Origin of the sequence: Actinoplanes philippinensis (assembly GCF_900113015.1) — a bacterium.
In the GTDB taxonomy this organism is placed as follows: domain Bacteria; phylum Actinomycetota; class Actinomycetes; order Mycobacteriales; family Micromonosporaceae; genus Actinoplanes; species Actinoplanes philippinensis.
The window spans coordinates 43,288-61,488 of record NZ_FONV01000025.1 but is presented as its reverse complement, the minus strand read 5'-3'; the positions used below and the strand labels follow the sequence as shown (position 1 = coordinate 61,488).

The 18,201-nt window shown below is 70.3% G+C and carries 11 protein-coding genes; 4 read left to right on the top strand and 7 right to left on the bottom strand.

Annotated features, from left to right (window positions below):
• Positions 1-134 precede the first annotated feature (134 nt).
• Positions 135-1,235, top strand: a complete 1,101-nt coding sequence (locus BM290_RS42690) for a hypothetical protein (RefSeq protein WP_143134147.1) — start codon at positions 135-137, stop codon at positions 1,233-1,235.
• A gap of 10 nt (positions 1,236-1,245) precedes the next feature.
• Here BM290_RS42690 and BM290_RS42685 read toward each other — a convergent pair whose 3' ends face one another.
• The 3 genes from BM290_RS42685 to BM290_RS42675 are packed head-to-tail and all read right to left on the bottom strand — an operon-like array spanning position 1,246 to position 3,064.
• Positions 1,246-2,091: an NAD(P)H-hydrate dehydratase gene (locus BM290_RS42685; RefSeq protein ID WP_093621706.1), complete on the bottom strand. Its 846-nt coding sequence runs from the start codon at positions 2,089-2,091 to the stop codon at positions 1,246-1,248.
• Positions 2,075-2,791, bottom strand: a complete 717-nt coding sequence (locus BM290_RS42680; RefSeq protein WP_093621705.1) for a histidine phosphatase family protein — start codon at positions 2,789-2,791, stop codon at positions 2,075-2,077. The genes BM290_RS42685 and BM290_RS42680 overlap by 17 nt, the downstream gene beginning before the upstream one ends.
• 48 nt (positions 2,792-2,839) lie before the next feature.
• Complete coding sequence (locus BM290_RS42675; protein WP_093621704.1) at positions 2,840-3,064, bottom strand: hypothetical protein; 225 nt, start codon at positions 3,062-3,064, stop codon at positions 2,840-2,842.
• Positions 3,065-3,212: 148 nt separating this feature from the next.
• Between BM290_RS42675 and BM290_RS42670 the strand changes: the two genes are divergently transcribed.
• Entirely contained in the window at positions 3,213-5,474 is a 2,262-nt protein-coding gene (locus tag BM290_RS42670) for a putative bifunctional diguanylate cyclase/phosphodiesterase (RefSeq protein WP_093621703.1), read from the top strand.
• A gap of 59 nt (positions 5,475-5,533) precedes the next feature.
• Positions 5,534-7,945: an EAL domain-containing protein gene (locus BM290_RS42665; RefSeq protein ID WP_093621702.1), complete on the top strand. Its 2,412-nt coding sequence runs from the start codon at positions 5,534-5,536 to the stop codon at positions 7,943-7,945.
• Positions 7,946-8,000: 55 nt separating this feature from the next.
• Here the strand turns inward: BM290_RS42665 and pulA are convergent, their stop codons facing one another.
• Positions 8,001-13,436: a pullulanase-type alpha-1,6-glucosidase gene (gene pulA / locus BM290_RS42660; protein ID WP_093621701.1), complete on the bottom strand. Its 5,436-nt coding sequence runs from the start codon at positions 13,434-13,436 to the stop codon at positions 8,001-8,003.
• Positions 13,437-13,728: 292 nt separating this feature from the next.
• Here pulA and BM290_RS42655 point away from each other — a divergent pair, with 292 nt between their 5' ends.
• Positions 13,729-14,778 (top strand): LacI family DNA-binding transcriptional regulator, encoded by a 1,050-nt coding sequence (locus tag BM290_RS42655; RefSeq protein ID WP_093621700.1) that lies wholly within the window; start codon positions 13,729-13,731, stop codon positions 14,776-14,778.
• A 77-nt stretch (positions 14,779-14,855) separates the two neighbouring features.
• Here the strand turns inward: BM290_RS42655 and BM290_RS42650 are convergent, their stop codons facing one another.
• The 3 genes from BM290_RS42650 to BM290_RS42640 form a co-directional block, all read right to left on the bottom strand.
• Positions 14,856-15,749 (bottom strand): sugar ABC transporter permease, encoded by an 894-nt coding sequence (locus BM290_RS42650; RefSeq protein ID WP_239144084.1) that lies wholly within the window; start codon positions 15,747-15,749, stop codon positions 14,856-14,858.
• 10 nt (positions 15,750-15,759) lie between these two features.
• Complete coding sequence (locus tag BM290_RS42645; RefSeq protein ID WP_373871149.1) at positions 15,760-16,749, bottom strand: carbohydrate ABC transporter permease; 990 nt, start codon at positions 16,747-16,749, stop codon at positions 15,760-15,762.
• A 70-nt stretch (positions 16,750-16,819) separates the two neighbouring features.
• A complete protein-coding gene (locus tag BM290_RS42640) occupies positions 16,820-18,124 on the bottom strand; it encodes an extracellular solute-binding protein (protein WP_093621698.1) in 1,305 nt (434 codons plus the stop codon).
• Between the last annotated feature and the right edge of the window lie 77 nt (positions 18,125-18,201).

The following is an 18,201-nucleotide window of genomic DNA, read 5'->3' as shown; positions in this document are numbered from 1 at the left end:
CGTCCGCCGTACGTGTACGGATCCGGTACGGGTCTCGTCAGGCGCGGGGCAGAAGCCGCCGGCACCGGATACCGTCGGAGACTCGCGCGCGGGTGGCCGCCGAGGGGGAGGCCACCCGCGCGCACCGTCCCGACGTGCGTCGACAGGGCTCGGCGGTCCCGGCCACCGGCGCGGCGCCGCTGGCCGGCGGGATCTACGGTGGGCCGGTGGAGATCCGCCTCTGGTCCGTCGTCGCCGAGAGCGCGGCGCTCGCCGTGGCCGGGCCGGGCGCGCGGGTCCACGAGACCGCTGACGCCGTCTTCGCGGCCGGTCCGGACGGCACCGTCGTGATCGCCACCGGGCTGCGCAACGCGGAGGACCTGCGGGTCGACGGCCCGTTCCCCCGGTTGGTCGAGGGCCGGCTCACCGGCGGCGACGGGCCCGCGCTGCACACCTTCGCCCGGCTGCCGGACGGCTGCCTGGCGCTCGGCACCGCCCGGGTCACCGAGGCTGCCCGACGCCGTGGCCTGCTCAAACGGCTTGACCTGCGGCTGGATACGCCCCTGCCGGAGCATCTGCTGACCGTCGCCGGCACGGCCGGCGCCACCGCCGGCGCGGACTGGCTCGACCTGCTGCCGGAGGACCCGATCAAGGCCCTCGAAGGGTTCGTCGGCGACTGGTACGGCCACGTCCCGGCCGGCGCCCCGCCACCGGCCGGCGGGCAGCCGGAGCCGCTGCGGGCCTTCCACCTGCTGGCCGGCGGACGACCGGAGCTGTACGACGGGGCGCTGCAGATCCACCCCGAACCCGGGCCGGGTGACCCACGGGTCTTCGGCGAGTCCGGGGACGGCACGTTCGAGCTGCTGATCGAGGCGGGCGCCGAGGACCCGCACGTCTACTACCGAGGGCTCAGCGACCAGCCCCTGCGCGAGCGGGAACGGCTGTCGGCGTACCTCCTGCTGCTGACCCTGACCCGGGTGGCGATGGACCGGCCGCCGGAAGGTCTCGCACCGGGTGGGATGGCCTTCGCCGACCGGGCGCAGGCCCGGCGGATCGTCGCGCCGCTGAAACGGGTGCCGCTGCGGCCGCTGCGCTGGCCGTGCGCGCGGACCCGGATCTACGCCGGGCCGGACACGGTGGCGCTGGTCGGTGAGGACGACGCCGACTGGTTCGAGGTGTACGTCGCCGCCCGCGACCCGGCCGCACTACGCCGTCTGCGCCGCATCGGCCTGGACTGGGCGTCGTTCGAGACCTGATCACGAACGGTCAGACCGAGGCGATCGTCGATGCCACCTGGTCGACGAGCTCACGGGCCAGGAAGCCCACCCGGCCGAACCGGGGAGCCAGCCGCTGGCCGCTGACCGCGTGCGCGAACGCGGCCCAGCAGGCGGCCTGCGCCGGCTCGGCCCCACGGGCCAGCAGCCCGGCCACGATCCCGGCGCGGACGTCCCCGCTGCCGGAGGTGCCCAGGCCGGCGTCGCCGCTCTCCTCCCGCCAGGCCGACCCGTCCGGCGCGGCGATGTGGCCGTGGACGGAGACCACCGCGTCGTGGCGGACGGCCAGTTCGTGAGCGGCCCCGGCCAGGTCGTCGCCGGGGTCGCGGCCCAGGAGGTGGCCGGCCTCGACCAGGTTGGGGGTGAGCACGGCCCGGGACTGGCGCAGCAGGCCGGCGTCCTTGCTGAGGGCGCCGAGGGCGTACGCGTCGAGCACCACCGCGGTGTCCCGGCCGGCCGCGCCGAGAACCGCCGTCATCAGCCGGGTCGTCCGGTCGACGTCGTCGAGCCCCGGCCCGAGCGCGATCACGTCGGCCGCGGCGGACATCTCCAGCACCTCGTCGGAGGGCGCGCCGTCCGGTGTCAGGCCCACCACCTTCGCCTCCGGGACGCTGATGCTCAACGGCACCGCCGACTCCTCCGCGACCGCCAGTTGCAGCCGCCCGGCGCCGGCCCGCATCGCCGCGACCCCGGCCAGCAGCACCGCGCCCGGCGTGCACCGGGCGCCGCCGATCACCAGCACGGTGCCCCGCGACGTCTTGTCACCCGTCGGGCTCGGCAGCGGCCAGTCGCGCAGCAGCCCGGGTGTGACGACCCGTTCCTCAGACCGGTTCGGCATTGACGTCCTCCTGCGTGGTCGGCGGGGCGTCGTGCCGGTGCAGGTGGTCGACCGCGTTGAACAGCTCCGGTTCGAGCCGGCCGGCGGTGAGCCGCCAGCTGCTGATCGAGCAGTTCGCGATCGTGCTGCCGCGGGCCAGCTCCATCAGTTCGGGCTCGCTCAGGTGCTCGGCCAGGTAGCGGACCATCAGCACGGTCGCCTCGTGGGCGAACAGGACGACCCGGCCGCCGGGGTGGTCCTCGCGGATCTCGCGGAGCACGGCGCGCAGCCGCAGCAGCACGTCGGCCCAGGACTCGCCGCCCGGCGGGCGGTAGTAGAACTTGCCGAGCCGCTCCCGCCGGCGGGCCTCGTCCGGCAGGCGGGCCCGCACCCCGCGGGCGGTCAGCAGGTCCAGCACGCCCAGCTCCCGGTCGCGCAGGCGCTCGTCGACGACGACCGGGACGCCGCTGCCGGCGAGCGCGATCTCCGCGGTCTGCCGGGTGCGCCGATAGGGCGAGACCACCGCCAGATCGAGCCGGCGCCCGGCCAGGTGGCGGCCGACGGCCTCGGCCTGCTCCCGGCCGGCCGGGGCGAGCGGCACGTCGGCGTCGCGCTCCGGGATGTCGATCAGCTCGGCGCCGGACGTCTCGGCGTCCTGGGCGGTGACGTTGCCGGTGCTGAGACCGTGCCGCACCACCGCCAGCCAGTGCAGTTGCTCCATGCCGGGGCCTTACCCACGCCGGGCCGCCGTTATCCCGCCCGGCCCAGGTCAGCCCCGCGGCGCGAACGCCTCCAGGGTGCGGGCCTGCTGGAGCAGGTGGTCGCGGGTGGTGCCCAACTCCTCGATGGCGGCGCGCAGCGACTCGGTGCCGCGCACGTCACCGGCGATCGTCCGGGTCGCGCTGAGCACCTCCATGGTCGCGGCCATCGTGCCGGCCGCCTCCGACAGCTTGCGGGACATCTCTTCACGCAGGAGCAGCAGCAGCGGATCCACCAGCGGTCACCTCCGGGCGCGGGCGGCCGGACAGCCGCCGTTCGAACGGTCCTGATCGGCCGAGGTCGGCTGACCCTGAGGGGACCGAACGGCTGGGATAGAGCTGACATTTCCTACACCCGTCCGGCGCCGATCCGATCAGCGGACCATGTACGTCCGGCACCGCCCCGATCTCGTCCTGATCACCGCCCTCGGCCTGTTCGCCGTCCAGGTCGGCTGGTTCCTCATCGGCCTGGGCCACACCTGGAGTCATCCGGCGATCGCCTGGCTGGTGATGCCGGTGATGTCACTGCTGGTCGTCCTGGAGTGCCGGCGGACCGCCCGGTGCGCCGCCCTGGACCACCCCACCCGCGCGTTCTGGGGCCGGCTCGGCCTCGGCTGCGCGCTGCTCATCCCGGCCTCGCTCAGCTGCATGTACGACGCCCTGGCCGGGCCGGCGCTGTCCCAGCAGAACAGCGTCCGGACCCAGCTGATCTTCGGGTGCGCGCTGGCCGTGGTGCTCTGGGCGCTGCTGCGGCTGCCCACCTGGCAGCGCAGCAGCGCCGACTGGATCCGGTTCGGCCTGGACTCCGGCATCGTCGTGGTCACCACCGGAGTGCTGATCTGGCACTGGTCGCTGAGCCGGATCGACTTCACCGGCTCCCCCAACGCCAAACCGGCGTCGATGCTGGTGATCCTCATGGTGGCGGCGGTCTCCCTGATCACCTTCGTGAAGGTGGCCTTCGCGGGAGCCGGCGGCCTGGACCGGGGCTCGCTGCACATCCTCTCGGCCGGGGTGGCCCTGGCCGCGGCGAGCGGGACGATGGCGCCGTTCATCGTCGACCGGCCGTACCTGCACACCGCCCTGATCGCCTTCCCGATGTCCCAGATCACCGCGATCCTCGCGGCCCGCCGGCAGTCCCGCGGCCGGCGCCGGCCACCGGCCCGGCCCGTGTCGCGGCGGCTCAGCCTCGCGCCGTACCTCTCCGTCGGTCTTCTCCTGTTCGCGGTCCTGGAGACGGAGATCCCGCAGAGCGGCGAGGAGGCGCGGATGGCGATCGCCGCCACCGTGGTCACCCTGCTCGTGGTGCTGCGGCAGCTCACCACCATGCACGAGAACAGGCGTCTGCTGGAAGCCGTCGACCACCAGGTGACCCACGACGCGCTCACCGGGATCGGGAGCCGGGCGGCGTACACCGGGGAGCTGTCGGCGCGGCTGTCCGGCGGTGAGCCGTTCGTGGTGGCGCTGCTCGACCTGGACGACTTCAAGGAGGTGAACGACCGGTACGGCCACACCACCGGCGACGCCCTGCTGCAGACGATCAGCCACCGCCTGCGGGACCGGCTGCTTCCCGGCGACACCGTGGCCCGCCTCGGCGGCGACGAGTTCACCCTGCTCCTGCCCGGCCGGACCGAGGCGGACACCGACGCGCTGCTGCACGAGCTGCTCGCCGTGGTGCAGAGGCCGGTGCTGGCCGGCGACCTGGAGATGACACCCCGGATCAGCCTCGGCGTGACCGCGAGCCGTCCCGACGACACCGCCGGGGAGCTGCTGCGCCGCGCCGACGTGGCGATGTACGCCGCGAAGACCGCGGGTGGCGGCCGGTGGACCTGGTTCGACCCGATCATGGACCGGCTCGCCGACGACGACGCCCGGCTCGCCGCCGACCTGCGCCAGGCCATCGCCCGCGACGAGTTGTTCCTGGTCTACCAGCCGATCGTCGAGCTGCCGCACGGCCGGCTCGCCGGGGTGGAGGCCCTGGTCCGCTGGCGGCACCCGGCGCACGGCCTGGTCTCGCCGGCCGTGTTCATCCCGCTGGCCGAGCGCAACGGGCAGATCGTCGAGCTGGGCCGCTGGGTCCTGGAGCAGGCCGTCGGGCAGGCCGCCCGGTGGGAGCGCGAGCTCGGGCCGGACGCGCCGGCCAAGGTCAGCGTCAACGTGTCGGCCCGCCAGCTGGGCGAGCCCGGCTTCCCGGCGGAGGTGGCGGAGATGCTGTCGGCGGCCGGGGTCGACCCGTCCCGGCTGACCGTGGAGGTCACCGAGACCGCGGTCCTCGGCACCGGGGTGGCGCTGGAGGTGCTGCGGGCGCTGGCCGCGCAGGGGCTGACCATCGCGCTCGACGACTTCGGCACCGGCCAGTCGTCGCTCAGCCTGCTGGTGGACTGCCCGGTCGACTGGCTGAAGGTGGACAAGTCGTTCGTCGACGGGGTGACCACCGACAGCCCGCAGGCCGTCATCGTGGACAGCCTGATCGGGATCACCGAGGGACTGCGGATGCAGGCCGTCGCCGAGGGCGTGGAGACCGCCGAGCAGGCCGAGCGGCTGCACCGGGCCGGATACCGCTACGCCCAGGGATACCACTTCGCGCGCCCGCTGCCGGAGACCGACATCGCACTGATGATCACGGCCCGGCCGGTTCAGCTGACCTGATTCGGCTCATCTCCGCATCCTGCAGGCCGATCTAGGGCAACGTCGGAGTGGGGGTGGGAATGAACGTACGGCAGAAGCTGCTGGGTGGGTATCTGCTGGTCGCCATGCTCGTCGCGGTGACCGGCGGGATCGCCTGGCAGTCGTCCACCCGGTCGGCCGAGCAGGCGGCCAAGGACGAGGCCGTCCGCATCGCCCAGGGCATCGCACTGGACGTCACCCTCGGGCTCCCGGCGGACAGCGAGAACGAGATCGTCCAGCCGCTCTACTTCAGCCCGCGGGCGCTCGACAACTACCTGCAGCGGATGCACGACATCCAGCACCGGGACGTGGTGGTCGTCGACGCCCTGCAGTACGTGCTCGGCGACGTGATCCGGGAGCACATCGGCACGGTCTTCGACGAGGACCGCGGCGACGAGGTCGGCAGGACGATCGAGGACGGCCGGTCCCGGGTGTTCGTCGAGAAGAGTGAGGACTACCCGGACGGCATCATGCAGGTCGTCGTGCCGATGCACAACCGGGCGGGCATCCGGATCGGCGCGGTGATCAACGAGTACACGCCGCTCTACGACCAGATGATGGCCGCGACCCGGCCGGCGCAGTACGTCACCCTGGTCAGCGCCGCTGTGGTGATCGTGCTGGTCCTCGCCCTCGGGCTGGGGCTCTCCGGCTCGCTGGTCCGGCGGATCACCTCGCTCACCACCGCGGTGCGCACCATCCGCACCGGCGACTACACCCATCGGGTCCCGCACGACGGCAAGGACGAGATCGGCCGCCTGGCCCGCGCCTTCAACTCGATGGCCGAGCAGCTGGAACGTTCGGCTCGGGAGATCCTCGCCAAGGAGTACACCGACAGCATCCTGGCCGGCGCCGGCGAGGGCATCTGCGGCGTCGACGCGGCCGGCCGGATCGCCTTCGCCAACGAGGCGGCCGGGCGGATCACCGGGCTCGGCGTCGCGGGCCTGCTCCAGCGTGAGGCGGGCGTGCTGCTGCCGGAGGCGGGCGAGAGCCTGGTCAACGGCACCCGGGAGGGTCGGCTGCAGCGGCCGGACGGCACCGAGGTCCGGGTCGAGTACACGATCAGCGCGCTGGAGAAGGAGGGCCACCGGATCGGCGCGGTCATCCTGCTGCGCGACGTCACCCGGCAGCGGGACCTGGAGCGCGACCTGCGCCACCAGGCTCTGCACGACGGGCTGACCGGCCTGCCCAACCGCAAGCTGCTGCTCGACCGGCTGGACCACGCGCTCACCCGGTCACGGGCCTCCGGTGAACGGATCGCCCTGTTCTACCTGGACCTGGACGGCTTCAAACGGGTCAACGACAGCCTCGGGCACAACGCCGGCGACCTGCTGCTGCGGACCGCTGCGGAACGGCTCAGCGCGGTGCTGCGCCCGCAGGACACGGTGGCCCGGCTCGGTGGCGACGAGTTCGCCGTGCTGCTGGAGGGCGCCGACGCGGCGACCGTCGAGGAGATGGCCGGCGGCTGTCTCGCGGCGCTCGGCCGGCCGTTCGTGGTGCACGGCCGGGAGGCGCTCGTCACGGTCAGCATCGGCGTGGTGCCGGAGGCCGGCCGGTTCGCCGACGCCGACGAGGTGGTCCGCAACGCCGACGTGGCCATGTACGCGGCCAAGGACCAGGGCAAGAACCGGTTCCTGATCTTCGAGACCCGGATGCACGAGCAGTTGCTCAGCCGGCTCGACCAGGAGTCCCGGCTGCGTGAGGCGGTGCACCGCGGCGAGCTGCGCCTGCACCTGCAGCCGGTGGTCGCGCTGCCGGACGGCCAGGTGTCCGGGGCGGAGGCGCTGGTCCGCTGGCAGGACCCGGAACGCGGGCTGCAGCAGCCCGGCTCGTTCATCCCGCTCGCCGAGGAGACCGGGATGATCATCGAGATCGACCGGTGGATCCTGCTCGAGGCGTGCCGGACCATCCGCCGCTGGCAGGAGGAGAGCCCGGAGAGCGCCCCGGCGTGGGTCAGCGTCAACCTGTCCGCGATCCACCTCGACCTGCCCGACCTCACCGATCATGTGGCGTACGCCCTGGCCACCACCGGCCTGTCGCCGCACTGCCTGGTGCTGGAGCTGACCGAGACGGTGATGATGCGCGACCTGGCGGTCACCTCGGCCCGGCTGGAGGAGCTGCGCGAGCTGGGCGTCAAGATCGCGATTGACGACTTCGGGACCGGCTACTCGTCGCTCGGCTATCTGCGCGACATCCCGGTCGACGTGCTCAAGATCGACCGCTCGTTCATCACCGGGCTGGTCGGCAACGGGCGCCAGCAGGAGCTGGTCAGCGCGATCGTGCAGCTGGGGCACACGCTCGGGCTGCGGGTCGTCGCCGAGGGCGTCGAGGAGGCCGAGCAGCTCACCCTGCTCACCGTGATGGGTTGCAAATACGCGCAGGGATACCACCTGGGCCGCCCGGAGCCCGCCGACGAGCTGCGCGCCCACCTCACCGTGCCGGCGCTGCAGCCCTGATGAGAGAACCGGACCGGCGCAGGGGGTGGAAGGGCCCCACGCCGGTCCGGTGGTCTCAGCCCTGCACGAAGACCGAGACGGTTCGCGCGGGGACGGTCAGCGTCCCGGTGGCGGCCGCGAACGAGGCGGTACGGGTCACCGGGTCGGCCGAGGCCTGCTGGACCGGGTGGAGTGTCACCTTCTTGCCGGCGAGCGCGGGCACCGTCTGGGTGGCGGTGGCCGTGCCGGCGTTGAAGACGACGGTGATGCTCTTCCAGCGGCTGTCGATGCCGCGGGCGTCGATGGTCATGGTGATGACGCCGGCGGTCTCGTCGACGCCGGAGAGCGGGAAGGCGACACGCTGCTGCACCTGCCGGCCGGTGGCCAGCCCGAACGCCGGCGTGGACTTCCGGATCCTCAGCAGCTCCTGGTAGGTGCTGTCGGCCAGGCCGATCGCGGCGCAGTCCGGGACCAGCGCGGGGTCGGCGAGCAGCGGCTTGGCGTACGCGTACTTCGACTCGTTGTCCGCCTTGGGCGGCAGGCCGCGACCGAAGCCGTTGCCCTGCGCGCAGTCCCAGACGATCTGGTTGAACCAGTCACCGGAGTTGAACGAGTTCCGGTCCAGGGACTTGGAGCGCAGCCGCTCACTGCCGGCCGTGACGAAACCGGCGCCCTGGCCGAGCACGGTGGTGGCGAGCGCCACCGCCTGGGCGCGGGCCCGCTGGGCGGCGGTGGTCGACTGCGGCAGCTTGTAGGCGAACGCGTCGTACAGGATCTCGTTGTCGTGCGCGTCGACGTAGGTGATCGACTCGCCCGGGTCCTTCGTGTAGCCGGCCTGCGCGCCGTTGTAGTCGATCTGCGAGCCCGTGACCGTCTGCCCGGCCGACGAGGTGAACGTGTAGTCCGCCAGGTTGCCGGTCAGACCGACCTTGATCAGATCCTGGTAGTGCAGCAGGCGCGCCTTCTGCTCGGCCTCGGTGCCGTTGACCGGGTCGCCGTTGGGGGCGCCGGCCAGACCGGACGCGAAGCCCTGGATGCGCGGGTTGCCGTCGAACGGGCCGCCACCACGGACCGCGTCCCGGAGCCGGTCGTTGAACGTGCCGATCCCGGTGCCGGCCAGCTCGGTCTGGCTCGCCTGGACGAAGCGCGCGTTGTTCGCCACCTCACCGAAGTTCCAGCCCTCGCCGTACACGTTGATGCTCCTGCCGTCGACGCCGTCCTTCGCGACCGTGAGCCGGTCGAGGGCCTTGCGCACCGCCAGGATGTTCTCCTTCGGGTGGTGGCCCATCAGGTCGAAGCGGAAGCCGTCGACCTTGTACTGCTTGGCCCACGTGACGATCGAGTCGACCACGAGCCGGCCCATCATCGCGTTCTCCGGGGCGGTGTTGGCGCAGCAGGTGGAGTCGGCGATCGTGCCGTCGGGGAGAAGGCGGTGGTAGTAGCCGGGCACGATCTGGTCGAGCACCGACTTCGGGTCGGTCCCGGCGGCCGAGGTGTGGTTGTAGACGACGTCCATCACCACGCGCAGGCCGGCCTGGTTGATCCCGGCGACCATCGACCGGAACTCCTTGGTACGGGAGTCGGGGTCGGCCGCGTAGCCACCCTCCGGGACCGTGTAGTGCAGCGGGTCGTAGCCCCAGTTGTAACCGTCGGTGGCGGCGACCGCGGCGACGCAGGCCTGCTGTTCCTCCGAGTCCGGCGGCAGCGACGCCAGATCACAGGCGGGCTGCCGCTGGTCGGCGCGTTTCTCCGGGATGGTGGCGAAGTCGAACGCCGGGAGCAGGTGCAGGTGGGTGACACCGGCGCCGGCCAGCTCACGCAGGTGCTTCATGCCCGCCGTGGCCGGGTCGGTGAAGGCGCTGAACGTACCCCGGCTCCCGGTTTTGACGGAATTATCGGCGATCGAGAAGTCCCGCACCGACAGCTCCGAGATCTGGATCCTCGCGGGAGCGACGGCGGCCGGTTTCTTCAGGGTGCTCCAGCCGGCCGGCATGAGGGCCGGGTCGGACAGGCTGACGAACCGGCTGCGGGTGGAGTCGGTGCTGAGCGCCACCGAGTACGGGTCGGTCACCGACGCCGTGACGACCTTCTGCGTGGCCGGCTGCCACGCGGTCACCCGGAACCGGTAGAACTTGCCGGCCCAGTCGCCCCGGCCGGACCAGACGCCGGTGCGGTTGTCGCGGGTCAGCTCGATCAGAGCCGGGGAGACCTGGCCGGCGGTGTCGTAGATCTCGAGTTCGACGCTGCGGGCGGTCGGCGCCCAGACGGCGACGCTCGCCTTCCGGCCGCTGATCACCGGGCCGAGGGTGGCGTCGGTCTTGTACAAGTCATCGAGGACGCCCGCCACCTGTACACCGGTGGCCGAGAGGAGCTTGCCGGCGGCGTCGCGTTCGGTGACGACGACCTGGCCACGCAAGATGTCCGAAATTTCATGACTTGATAGCCTGAAGGCGCCGTATTGCCAAAGGTGCGGGAACTTCTCGCGCTGCGCCTCGCTGAGGCCACTCCGGACCGCGGCGAGCGCTGTCGTCCGATATGTCCCGGTAAGCTCGCCATCCGCGACCCCGATACCGCCCGTCGGCGACCAGACCAGGTCGTAGACCTTGCCGTCGGTGCCCGCGCCGACCGGTTCCAGGGTGGTCCCGGTCCCGGTCCTCCAGGCGATCGTGCCGCGGTCCAGCCACACCGCGGCCGACTTGGTGACGTCCACGACGCCACCACCGGCACTGGTCTTCACCAGCGGCAGCAGGCGAGTCTCCTGGCCGGCCAGGAGCCAGACCTCACGGCTCGCCTTGGCGAAGTCCAGGGACTGGTCGGTGGGCAGGTCCTTCTCGTCACCGCGGTGGATGATGTAGCTCAGCGAGGTCGCCCCGGCCGCCAGCGGCACCTCGAAGACCGCGCCGTAACTGTCGATCCGGGCCGGAAGCAGTGGGCTGGACCAGTCGGTCGGGGCGGCCGCACCGGACCAGACGTGCAGGCCCCAGCCGTCGTAGTTCCCGTCGGCCCGCTTCCAGTGGATGATCGCCCTGGTCTCGTCCTGCGCCGGGTCGGGCTGGCCGGTGGCCGCCTGCCGTGAGGAGTAGACGGTCGTGTCACCCTGCTTGATCCAGATCTCCGGGTCGGCGCCGATGTTGATCGTACGATCGGCGTCGGTGTCCTTGTTGCCGTTGTCGTCGACCACGATGAACCCGACGCTCTTGGCCCCCGGCTTGAGCTTCACCCAGGCGAAACGGCCGTACGAGTCCTCGCCGGTGAACTGCTGCCCGTTCGGCCAGGTGGTGGACATCGACGGGTCGATGTCGCCCCAGACGTACAGGTTCTGGTCGTCGTATTTGCCGTCCGGCCGCTGGTAGTGCACGACCGCGTAACCCGCGGTCGACTCGGCCACCGGGGTGCCGACCGTGATGGCGGAGGTCGCCGAGGCGAGCCGCCCCTTGCTGTCGCGCACCACCGCCTTGTACCGCACCGGCGTCTTCCCGGCCAGGCCGGTCAGGTCGTGGTAGACGCGGTAGGGCGCGCGGTCGGCGGTGCCGAGCAGCTTCCAGGGGCCGTTGCCGGCCTGGGCCGCGAAGGTCACCGTCGCGAGCGGGTCACCGACGACGTCGGCGACGATCTCGGTGCGGCCGGCCACCGATGCGCCCGCCTGCGGGCTGCTGAGGGTCACGGTCGGACCGTTCTTCGGTACGGCCACTCCTCCCCCGGCCCGCAGGACGACGGAGGACAGCGCCGGAACCGTGACGGTGATCCGCCCGTCCGCGTCCGAGTTCGCCGCGGCCGCGCCACCGTAGATCCCGGTGAAGATCACGTTCGGTGTGGACGTGGCGAACGAGACGGTCTGCGCCGTGGTGGCGTTGTTGACCGCGACCACGTACTCCTTGCGGCTGCCGTCGCGGGCGATCCGGGAGGCGGCGAAGACGCCCGGGCCGTCGGCCGCGTAGCGGGTCTGCTGGATGCCGGTGACCAGCGCCGGGTTCTCCTTGCGGAGCTTCGCGAGCGCGGCGATCGTCCGGTAGACCGGGTGCGACGTGTCGTAGTTGTCGACCGCGTGGGTGCGGTCGGTGCCGATCAGGTCGTCGTCCAGGTAGTCGGCGCTCTTGCTGGCGAAGAGGTCCTGGCGGGCGTCCTTGTCGCCGCCCGGCCCGGTGAAGCCCTGCTCGTCACCGGAGTAGACGACCGGCTGGCCCCGGGTCAGGAACATCAGCTCGTGCGCCAGCTGGTCGCGCTTGAGCTGGGTGTCGGCGGTGGCCGCGGCGGCGATGAACGAGCCGATCCGGCCCATGTCGTGGTTGCCGAGGAAGGTCGGCAGCCGGTCCGCGCCGGTGTTGCGGGCGGTGTAGAGGTCGTCCTTGGCGTACAGGCCGGCCAGCGCGTCCGCGCCGCTGTTGCCGGTGACGAAGCCGCGCGCCGCCTCCTGGAACGAGAAGTCCAGGGTGGCCGGGAGACCGCCCTCGCGCACGTAGGTCGACTCGATCTCCTGGTCGGCGCTGTACACCTCGCCGAAGGTGAAGAAGTCCTTCTTGCCGGCCTGCCTGGCGGCCTTCTCCACGGCCGGCTGCCACTGCTGCCAGAACTCCAGGTTGGAGTGCTTGACGGTGTCGAGGCGGTAGCCGTCGATCCCGGTGTCCCTGACCCAGTCGCCGTAGATCTTCGACATGCCCTCGACCACCTCGGGGCGCTCGGTGAAGAGGTCGTCGAGACCGTAGAAGTCGCCGTACTCGCTGTTCTCACCGGCGAAGGTGGAGTCACCGCGGTTGTGGTACATGTTCACGTCGTTCAGCCACGACGGTTTCTTGACGGTCGAGTCCGCTTTCGATCCGAAGACCGGGGTGTACGGGTACGACGTCGCGTCCGTCTTCGGGAACTCGTCCGAGGTCGCGTAGTTGCGGTCCTCGAACGGCTGCCCGTCGGCGTCGGTGTACGGGGAGTCCGCCTTGTCGACGTAGGTGTAGGTGTTCTCGGCATACTTGATGACGTCGGCGGTGTGGTTGACGATGATGTCCAGGTAGATCTTGAGACCGCGCTGGTGGGCGAGCCGGACCAGCCGCTTCAGGTCGGCGTTGGTGCCGAAGTGCGGGTCCACCTGGGTGAAGTCGGTGATCCAGTACCCGTGGTAGCCGGCGCTCACGTCGGCGCCGGTCCCCTGCACGGGACGGTTCTTGAAGACCGGCGCGAGCCAGATCGCGGTGGTGCCGAGCCCCTGGATGTAGTCCAGCCGGTCGATCACGCCCTTGAGGTCGCCGCCGTGGTAGAAGCCCTTGTCAGCGGGGTCGTACCCGGTGGAGAGACGGTCCCCGGAGAGCCCGCCCCTGTCGTTCTTCCGGTCTCCGTTGGCGAACCGGTCGGGCAGCACGAAGTAGAACTGCTCCCCCGATGTGGGGTTGTCCGACCCCCAGTTGGCGATGATCGCGTCGCTGGGTGTCTTCTCGCCACCGGCCGCCGCGGAGGCCGGCACGGCGAGGAGTGGGAGGACGAGGCTGAGCAGCGCGGCGCCCAGCATGAGACGGCGGTGCATTGGTCTGTTGAGTGCCACTGCGCACCCTTCCGATTCAGTGGTATCGGATTGACAGTTATATATTTCGTCACGTCACCCCGGCGCGGAAGCCGTTGGACGCCCTCGGAGTAGAGTGCTCCAGGACAGGCTCGACGACGCGCCGCGGCGACAAACCGAAAAGCCGTTCAGGGCGCGTTCCATCGACCTATCGGCCTGTATCGCTCCTGTTGCCGGGACGTTAGCAAGGTCTTGCATGGAATGGAAGACCTTTCAGGACCATGCCGAGCACACTACAGACGACTAGAGTGAGACCATGCGTGCGCGAATGGCCGATATCGCCAAACAGGCTCAGGTCAGTGAGGCGACGGTGTCGCGTGTCATTAACGACCGCCCCGGCGTCTCCGCTGAAACCCGACAAGCGGTCCTGACCGCACTCGACGTCCTCGGTTACGAACGACCGGAAAGATTGCGCAAGCGCAGCGCCGGCCTGGTCGGCCTGGTCGTCCCCGAGCTGGACAATCCGATCTTCCCCGCCTTCGCTCAGGTGATCGAGTCGACGCTGGCGCAGCACGGTTACACGCCGGTGCTCTGCACCCAGTCCCCCGGCGGCGTCACCGAGGACGAGTATGTGGAGATGCTCCTCGACCGGCAGGTCTCGGGCATCGTCTTCATCTCGTCGCTCTCCGCCGACACCACCTCCGACCGATCCCGATACCAGCGGCTGCTCGACCGGCCGCTGCCGATCGTGCTGGTCAACGGCTACGCCAAGGAGCTGGAGGCGCCGTTCGTCTCGTGCGACGACCGGGTCGCCGGCGATCTCGGGGTGACCCATCTGGTGGCGCTCGGGCACCGGCGGATCGGCATGATCTCCGGCCCCAACCGGTTCATCAACACCCAGCGCAAGCTGGAGGGCTACCGCGCGGCGATGAAGCGCGAGGTGGGCCTCTCCGACGCCGAGGTGGACGACCTGGTCTCGCTCACGCTCTTCGGCGTCGAGGGCGGTGAGGTGGCCGCCGACCGGCTGCTGGCCCGGGGCGCGACCGGCATCATCTGCGCCTCCGACATGATGGCGCTCGGCGCGATCCGGGCCGCGCGGCGCCGTGGCCTGCGAGTTCCCGAGGACGTCTCGGTGATCGGCTTCGACGACTCGGCGCTGATCCCGTTCACCGACCCGCCGCTGACCACGCTGCGCCAGCCGGTGGCCTCGATGGCGGTGGCCGCGGTGCGGTCGCTGGTCGACGAGATCAACGGGCACGGCGCGCCGCACTCGGAATACCTCTTCCATCCCGAGCTGGTGGTCCGTAACTCGACCGCGATCGCGCCGATGCGCTCCGAGATTCCGGTCGCCACTCCCGCCGCGTGACCGAATCCGTACTTTGTGAGAGCGGTCTCTCGATGTTCCGGAAACAGGCGTGCGGATATCCGCACGCCTGATTCCATTCAGCCCTTCGTGCCGCCGGCGGTAAGACCGGACACGAGATGCTTCTGCGCGAAGAGGAATACGATTCCGGCCGGGATCGTCACGAGGACGGCGGCCGCGGTGAGATATTCCCACTGCGGATTGAACTGGGGCACGAACTGCTGCAGACCGTACGCCAGGGTGTATTTGTCGTCGGTCTGGATGAACGCCGACGCGTACGCGACCTCCCCCCACGCGGTGAGGAACGCGTAGAAACCGGTGACCGCGATCGCCGGGCGGGCCAGCGGCAGGATGACCCGCCAGAAGATCCGGAACGGGCCGCAGCCGTCCAGTGCCGCCGCCTCGTCCAGCGAGGTCGGGACCGAGTCGAAGTAGCCCTTGAGCATCCACGCGCAGAACGGCACGGCGATCGTCAGGTACGCGATGACCAGCGACGGCAACGTGTTGATCAGCCCGAGATTGGCCATGATCGCGTAGATCGGGACGATCAGGATCGACACCGGGAACATCTGCGTGACCAGGAAGACCATCATCAGCGAGCGCCGGCCCGGGAAGTTGAACCGGGACAGCGCGTAGCCGGTGGTCGCCGAGAAGAAGATGCCGATCAGCATCGTCAGGCTCGCCACGATCACCGAGTTGAGGAACCAGGACCGGAAGTTCGTGTCGAACAGCACGTACTCGTAGTTGGCGAGCGTCGGGTCCTTGATCAGGGTGATCTCGGTGCTCTGGACGGCGTACCCCGGCTTGAACGAGGAGAGCACCACCCAGAGGATCGGACCGATCGCGATCAGCGAGGCCACGATCAGCGTGGCGTGCAGGCCGATCGACGCGCCGACACTGCGGCGGCCACGCCGGGGCTTGTTGACCCGCGCCGGCGCGCCGGTCGGCGCCGCGATCGGTGGGGTCGTCGTCATCTGGGCCATGTCACCAAACCTCGCCTTGCTTACGCAGCACCCGCCGGTAGAACACCGAGAAGATGAGCAGGATCGAGAGGATCAGCACGCCGTAGGTGGAGGCGAGCGAGTAGTTCCGGATGCCCTCGAAAGCGGCCCGGAAGGCACCGGTCACCAGGATCTCGGTCGACCCGGCCGGCTGGCCCTCGGTCACCAGGAAGATGATCGGGAACATGTTGAAGGTCCAGATCGTGCCGAGCAGGATCACCGTCATGCTGACCGGCCGCAGACCCGGCAGGGTGATGTTGCGGAACCGCTGCCACGGCGTCGCGCCGTCGATCTCGGCCGACTCGTAGAGCTCCTCCGGGATGCTCTGCAGGCCGCCGAGCAGGGCCACCATCATGAACGGCACACCCAGCCAGATGTTGGTGATCACCGCGACGAACAGTGCCGTCCATCTGTCGGCGAACCAGGCGACCGAGTCGATGCCGACCGCGTTGAGCAGCGAGTTGACCAGGCCGAGCTGCTCGTTGAAGAGGAACTTCCAGGCGAAGGCGCTGATGAACGCCGGCACCGCCCACGGCAGCACCAGCAGGACGCGGTAGAGGCCGCGGAACCGCATCTCGCGGTGGATCATGACGGCCAGGCCGAGGCCCAGGCCGTAGTGGAAGGCGACACCCGCGGCGGTCCAGATCAGGGTGGTCCCGGTCCACTGCCAGAACTCGCCGATCCGGCCGGTGAGGACGTTGACGTAGTTGTCGAGGCCCACGAACGACCAGGCGTTCGGGTTCTCCTTGCAGACCTCGCCCCCGGTGATCGACTTCGTGCAGATCTCGGCGAGCTGGTTGGCCTCGGTCTGGTTGGTGAAGGTCAGCCAGATGCCGTTGACCAGGGGATAGAAGATCAGAACCGCCAGAACCGCCACGACCGGCACGACCATCGCCCAGGCCGCCCAGTGCTTGTCCCAGCTCCGCCGCAGCGAGGTGCTCCTCGGCGCCGCGCCGGCAGTCACAGTGCTCATCAGCTGTGCTCCAGAGAGGAAGCGAAGCGGGCGCCGGCCCACGCGGAGCCGGCGCCTGCGTTCAGAACCGTCAGTTGGTGGCGTACGAGGGAACGACCTCGGCCTTGTACTTCTGGGCCACGGCGTCGAGGGACGTTTTCGCGTCCTTGTTCTGGACCAGGACCTCGGTGGCGAGCGTGTCGAGCGGGCCGAAGAACTGGCCGCCCTCCGGGATCCACGGGCGGTTCACGGCCGACTCGACGACCGGCTTGAAGGCCGAGATCACGGCGTTGCTCTTGACCGACGCGATGTCGTAGGCCGAGGTACGGGTCGGGAGCACACCCAGCTTGTCGGCCAGGGCGGCCTGCGACTCGGCGGAGTTCATGAACTTGATGAACGCGACGGCGGCGGCCGCCTTCTCCTGCGGGACACCCGAGTAGACGACGTAGTTGTGGCCGCCGACCGGGGCGCCCGCCTTGGCGGAACCGGCCGGGACCGGCGCGATGCCGAGGTTCTCCAGACCACCGAAGCCCGGAGCGGCCTTGACGTTCGCGACCTCCCACGGGCCGTTGATGATGAAGGCGACCTTCTTCTCCTTGAAGAGGGTCATCATCGTGCCGTACGAGTCGGTGGCCGACGGCTTCACCGCGGCGCCGCTGTCGATCAGGTCCTTGGCGACCTTGAGCCCGGCAACGTTCTGCTCCGAGTTCACCACGATCTTCTTGCTCGCGGTGTCGACCAGGTCACCGCCCTCGCCGTAGAGGAACGGCAGGGTGAAGTAGCCGGCCGGGTTCACGTAGAGACCCTCGGCGCCGGTCTTCTGCTTGACGGTCTGGGCGGCGGTCTTCAGCTCGGCCCACGTCTTCGGCACGCTCACGCCGGCCTTCTCGACGAGCTCCTTGTTGTAGAGCAGGGCGAGGCTGTCGGTGACCTGCGGTACGCCGTACGTCTTGCCGTCGAACTTGTTCGAGGCCAGCGCGGTCTTGTTGTAGTCCGACTCGTCGGCGAGCAGCTCGGAGCCGTCCAGCGAGTAGAGGTAGCCCAGCGACGCGAACTCGGGCACCCAGGCGACCTCGGCGCGCAGGATGTCCGGGGCGCCGGTCTTGGCCGCGGCGGCGGTCTTGAACTTGTTCTGCGCGTCGGCGAACGGCACCGACTGGTAGTTGATCTTGACGTTCGGGTACTTCGCGTTGAACTGCTTGATCAGGTCCTGGAAGACCGGACCCTCGTTCTTCGCGTCCGACGTGTCCCACCACGTCAGCTCCGCGGCGAGCGAAGCCGGGTCGGCAGCCTTGTTGTCGCCGGCGGCCGGCTCCTTGTCGCCGCTGCACGCGACGAGGGTGAAGGCGAGGGCCACGGAGGAGAGAGCGGCCAGTCCCTTGGTTATGCGACGCATGATGCGCTCCTTGAAGACCTGCTTGGTGACGACCGGACCGTAGCAAGAAGTTTCGTGCTTAGAAACCCCTTGCGAAT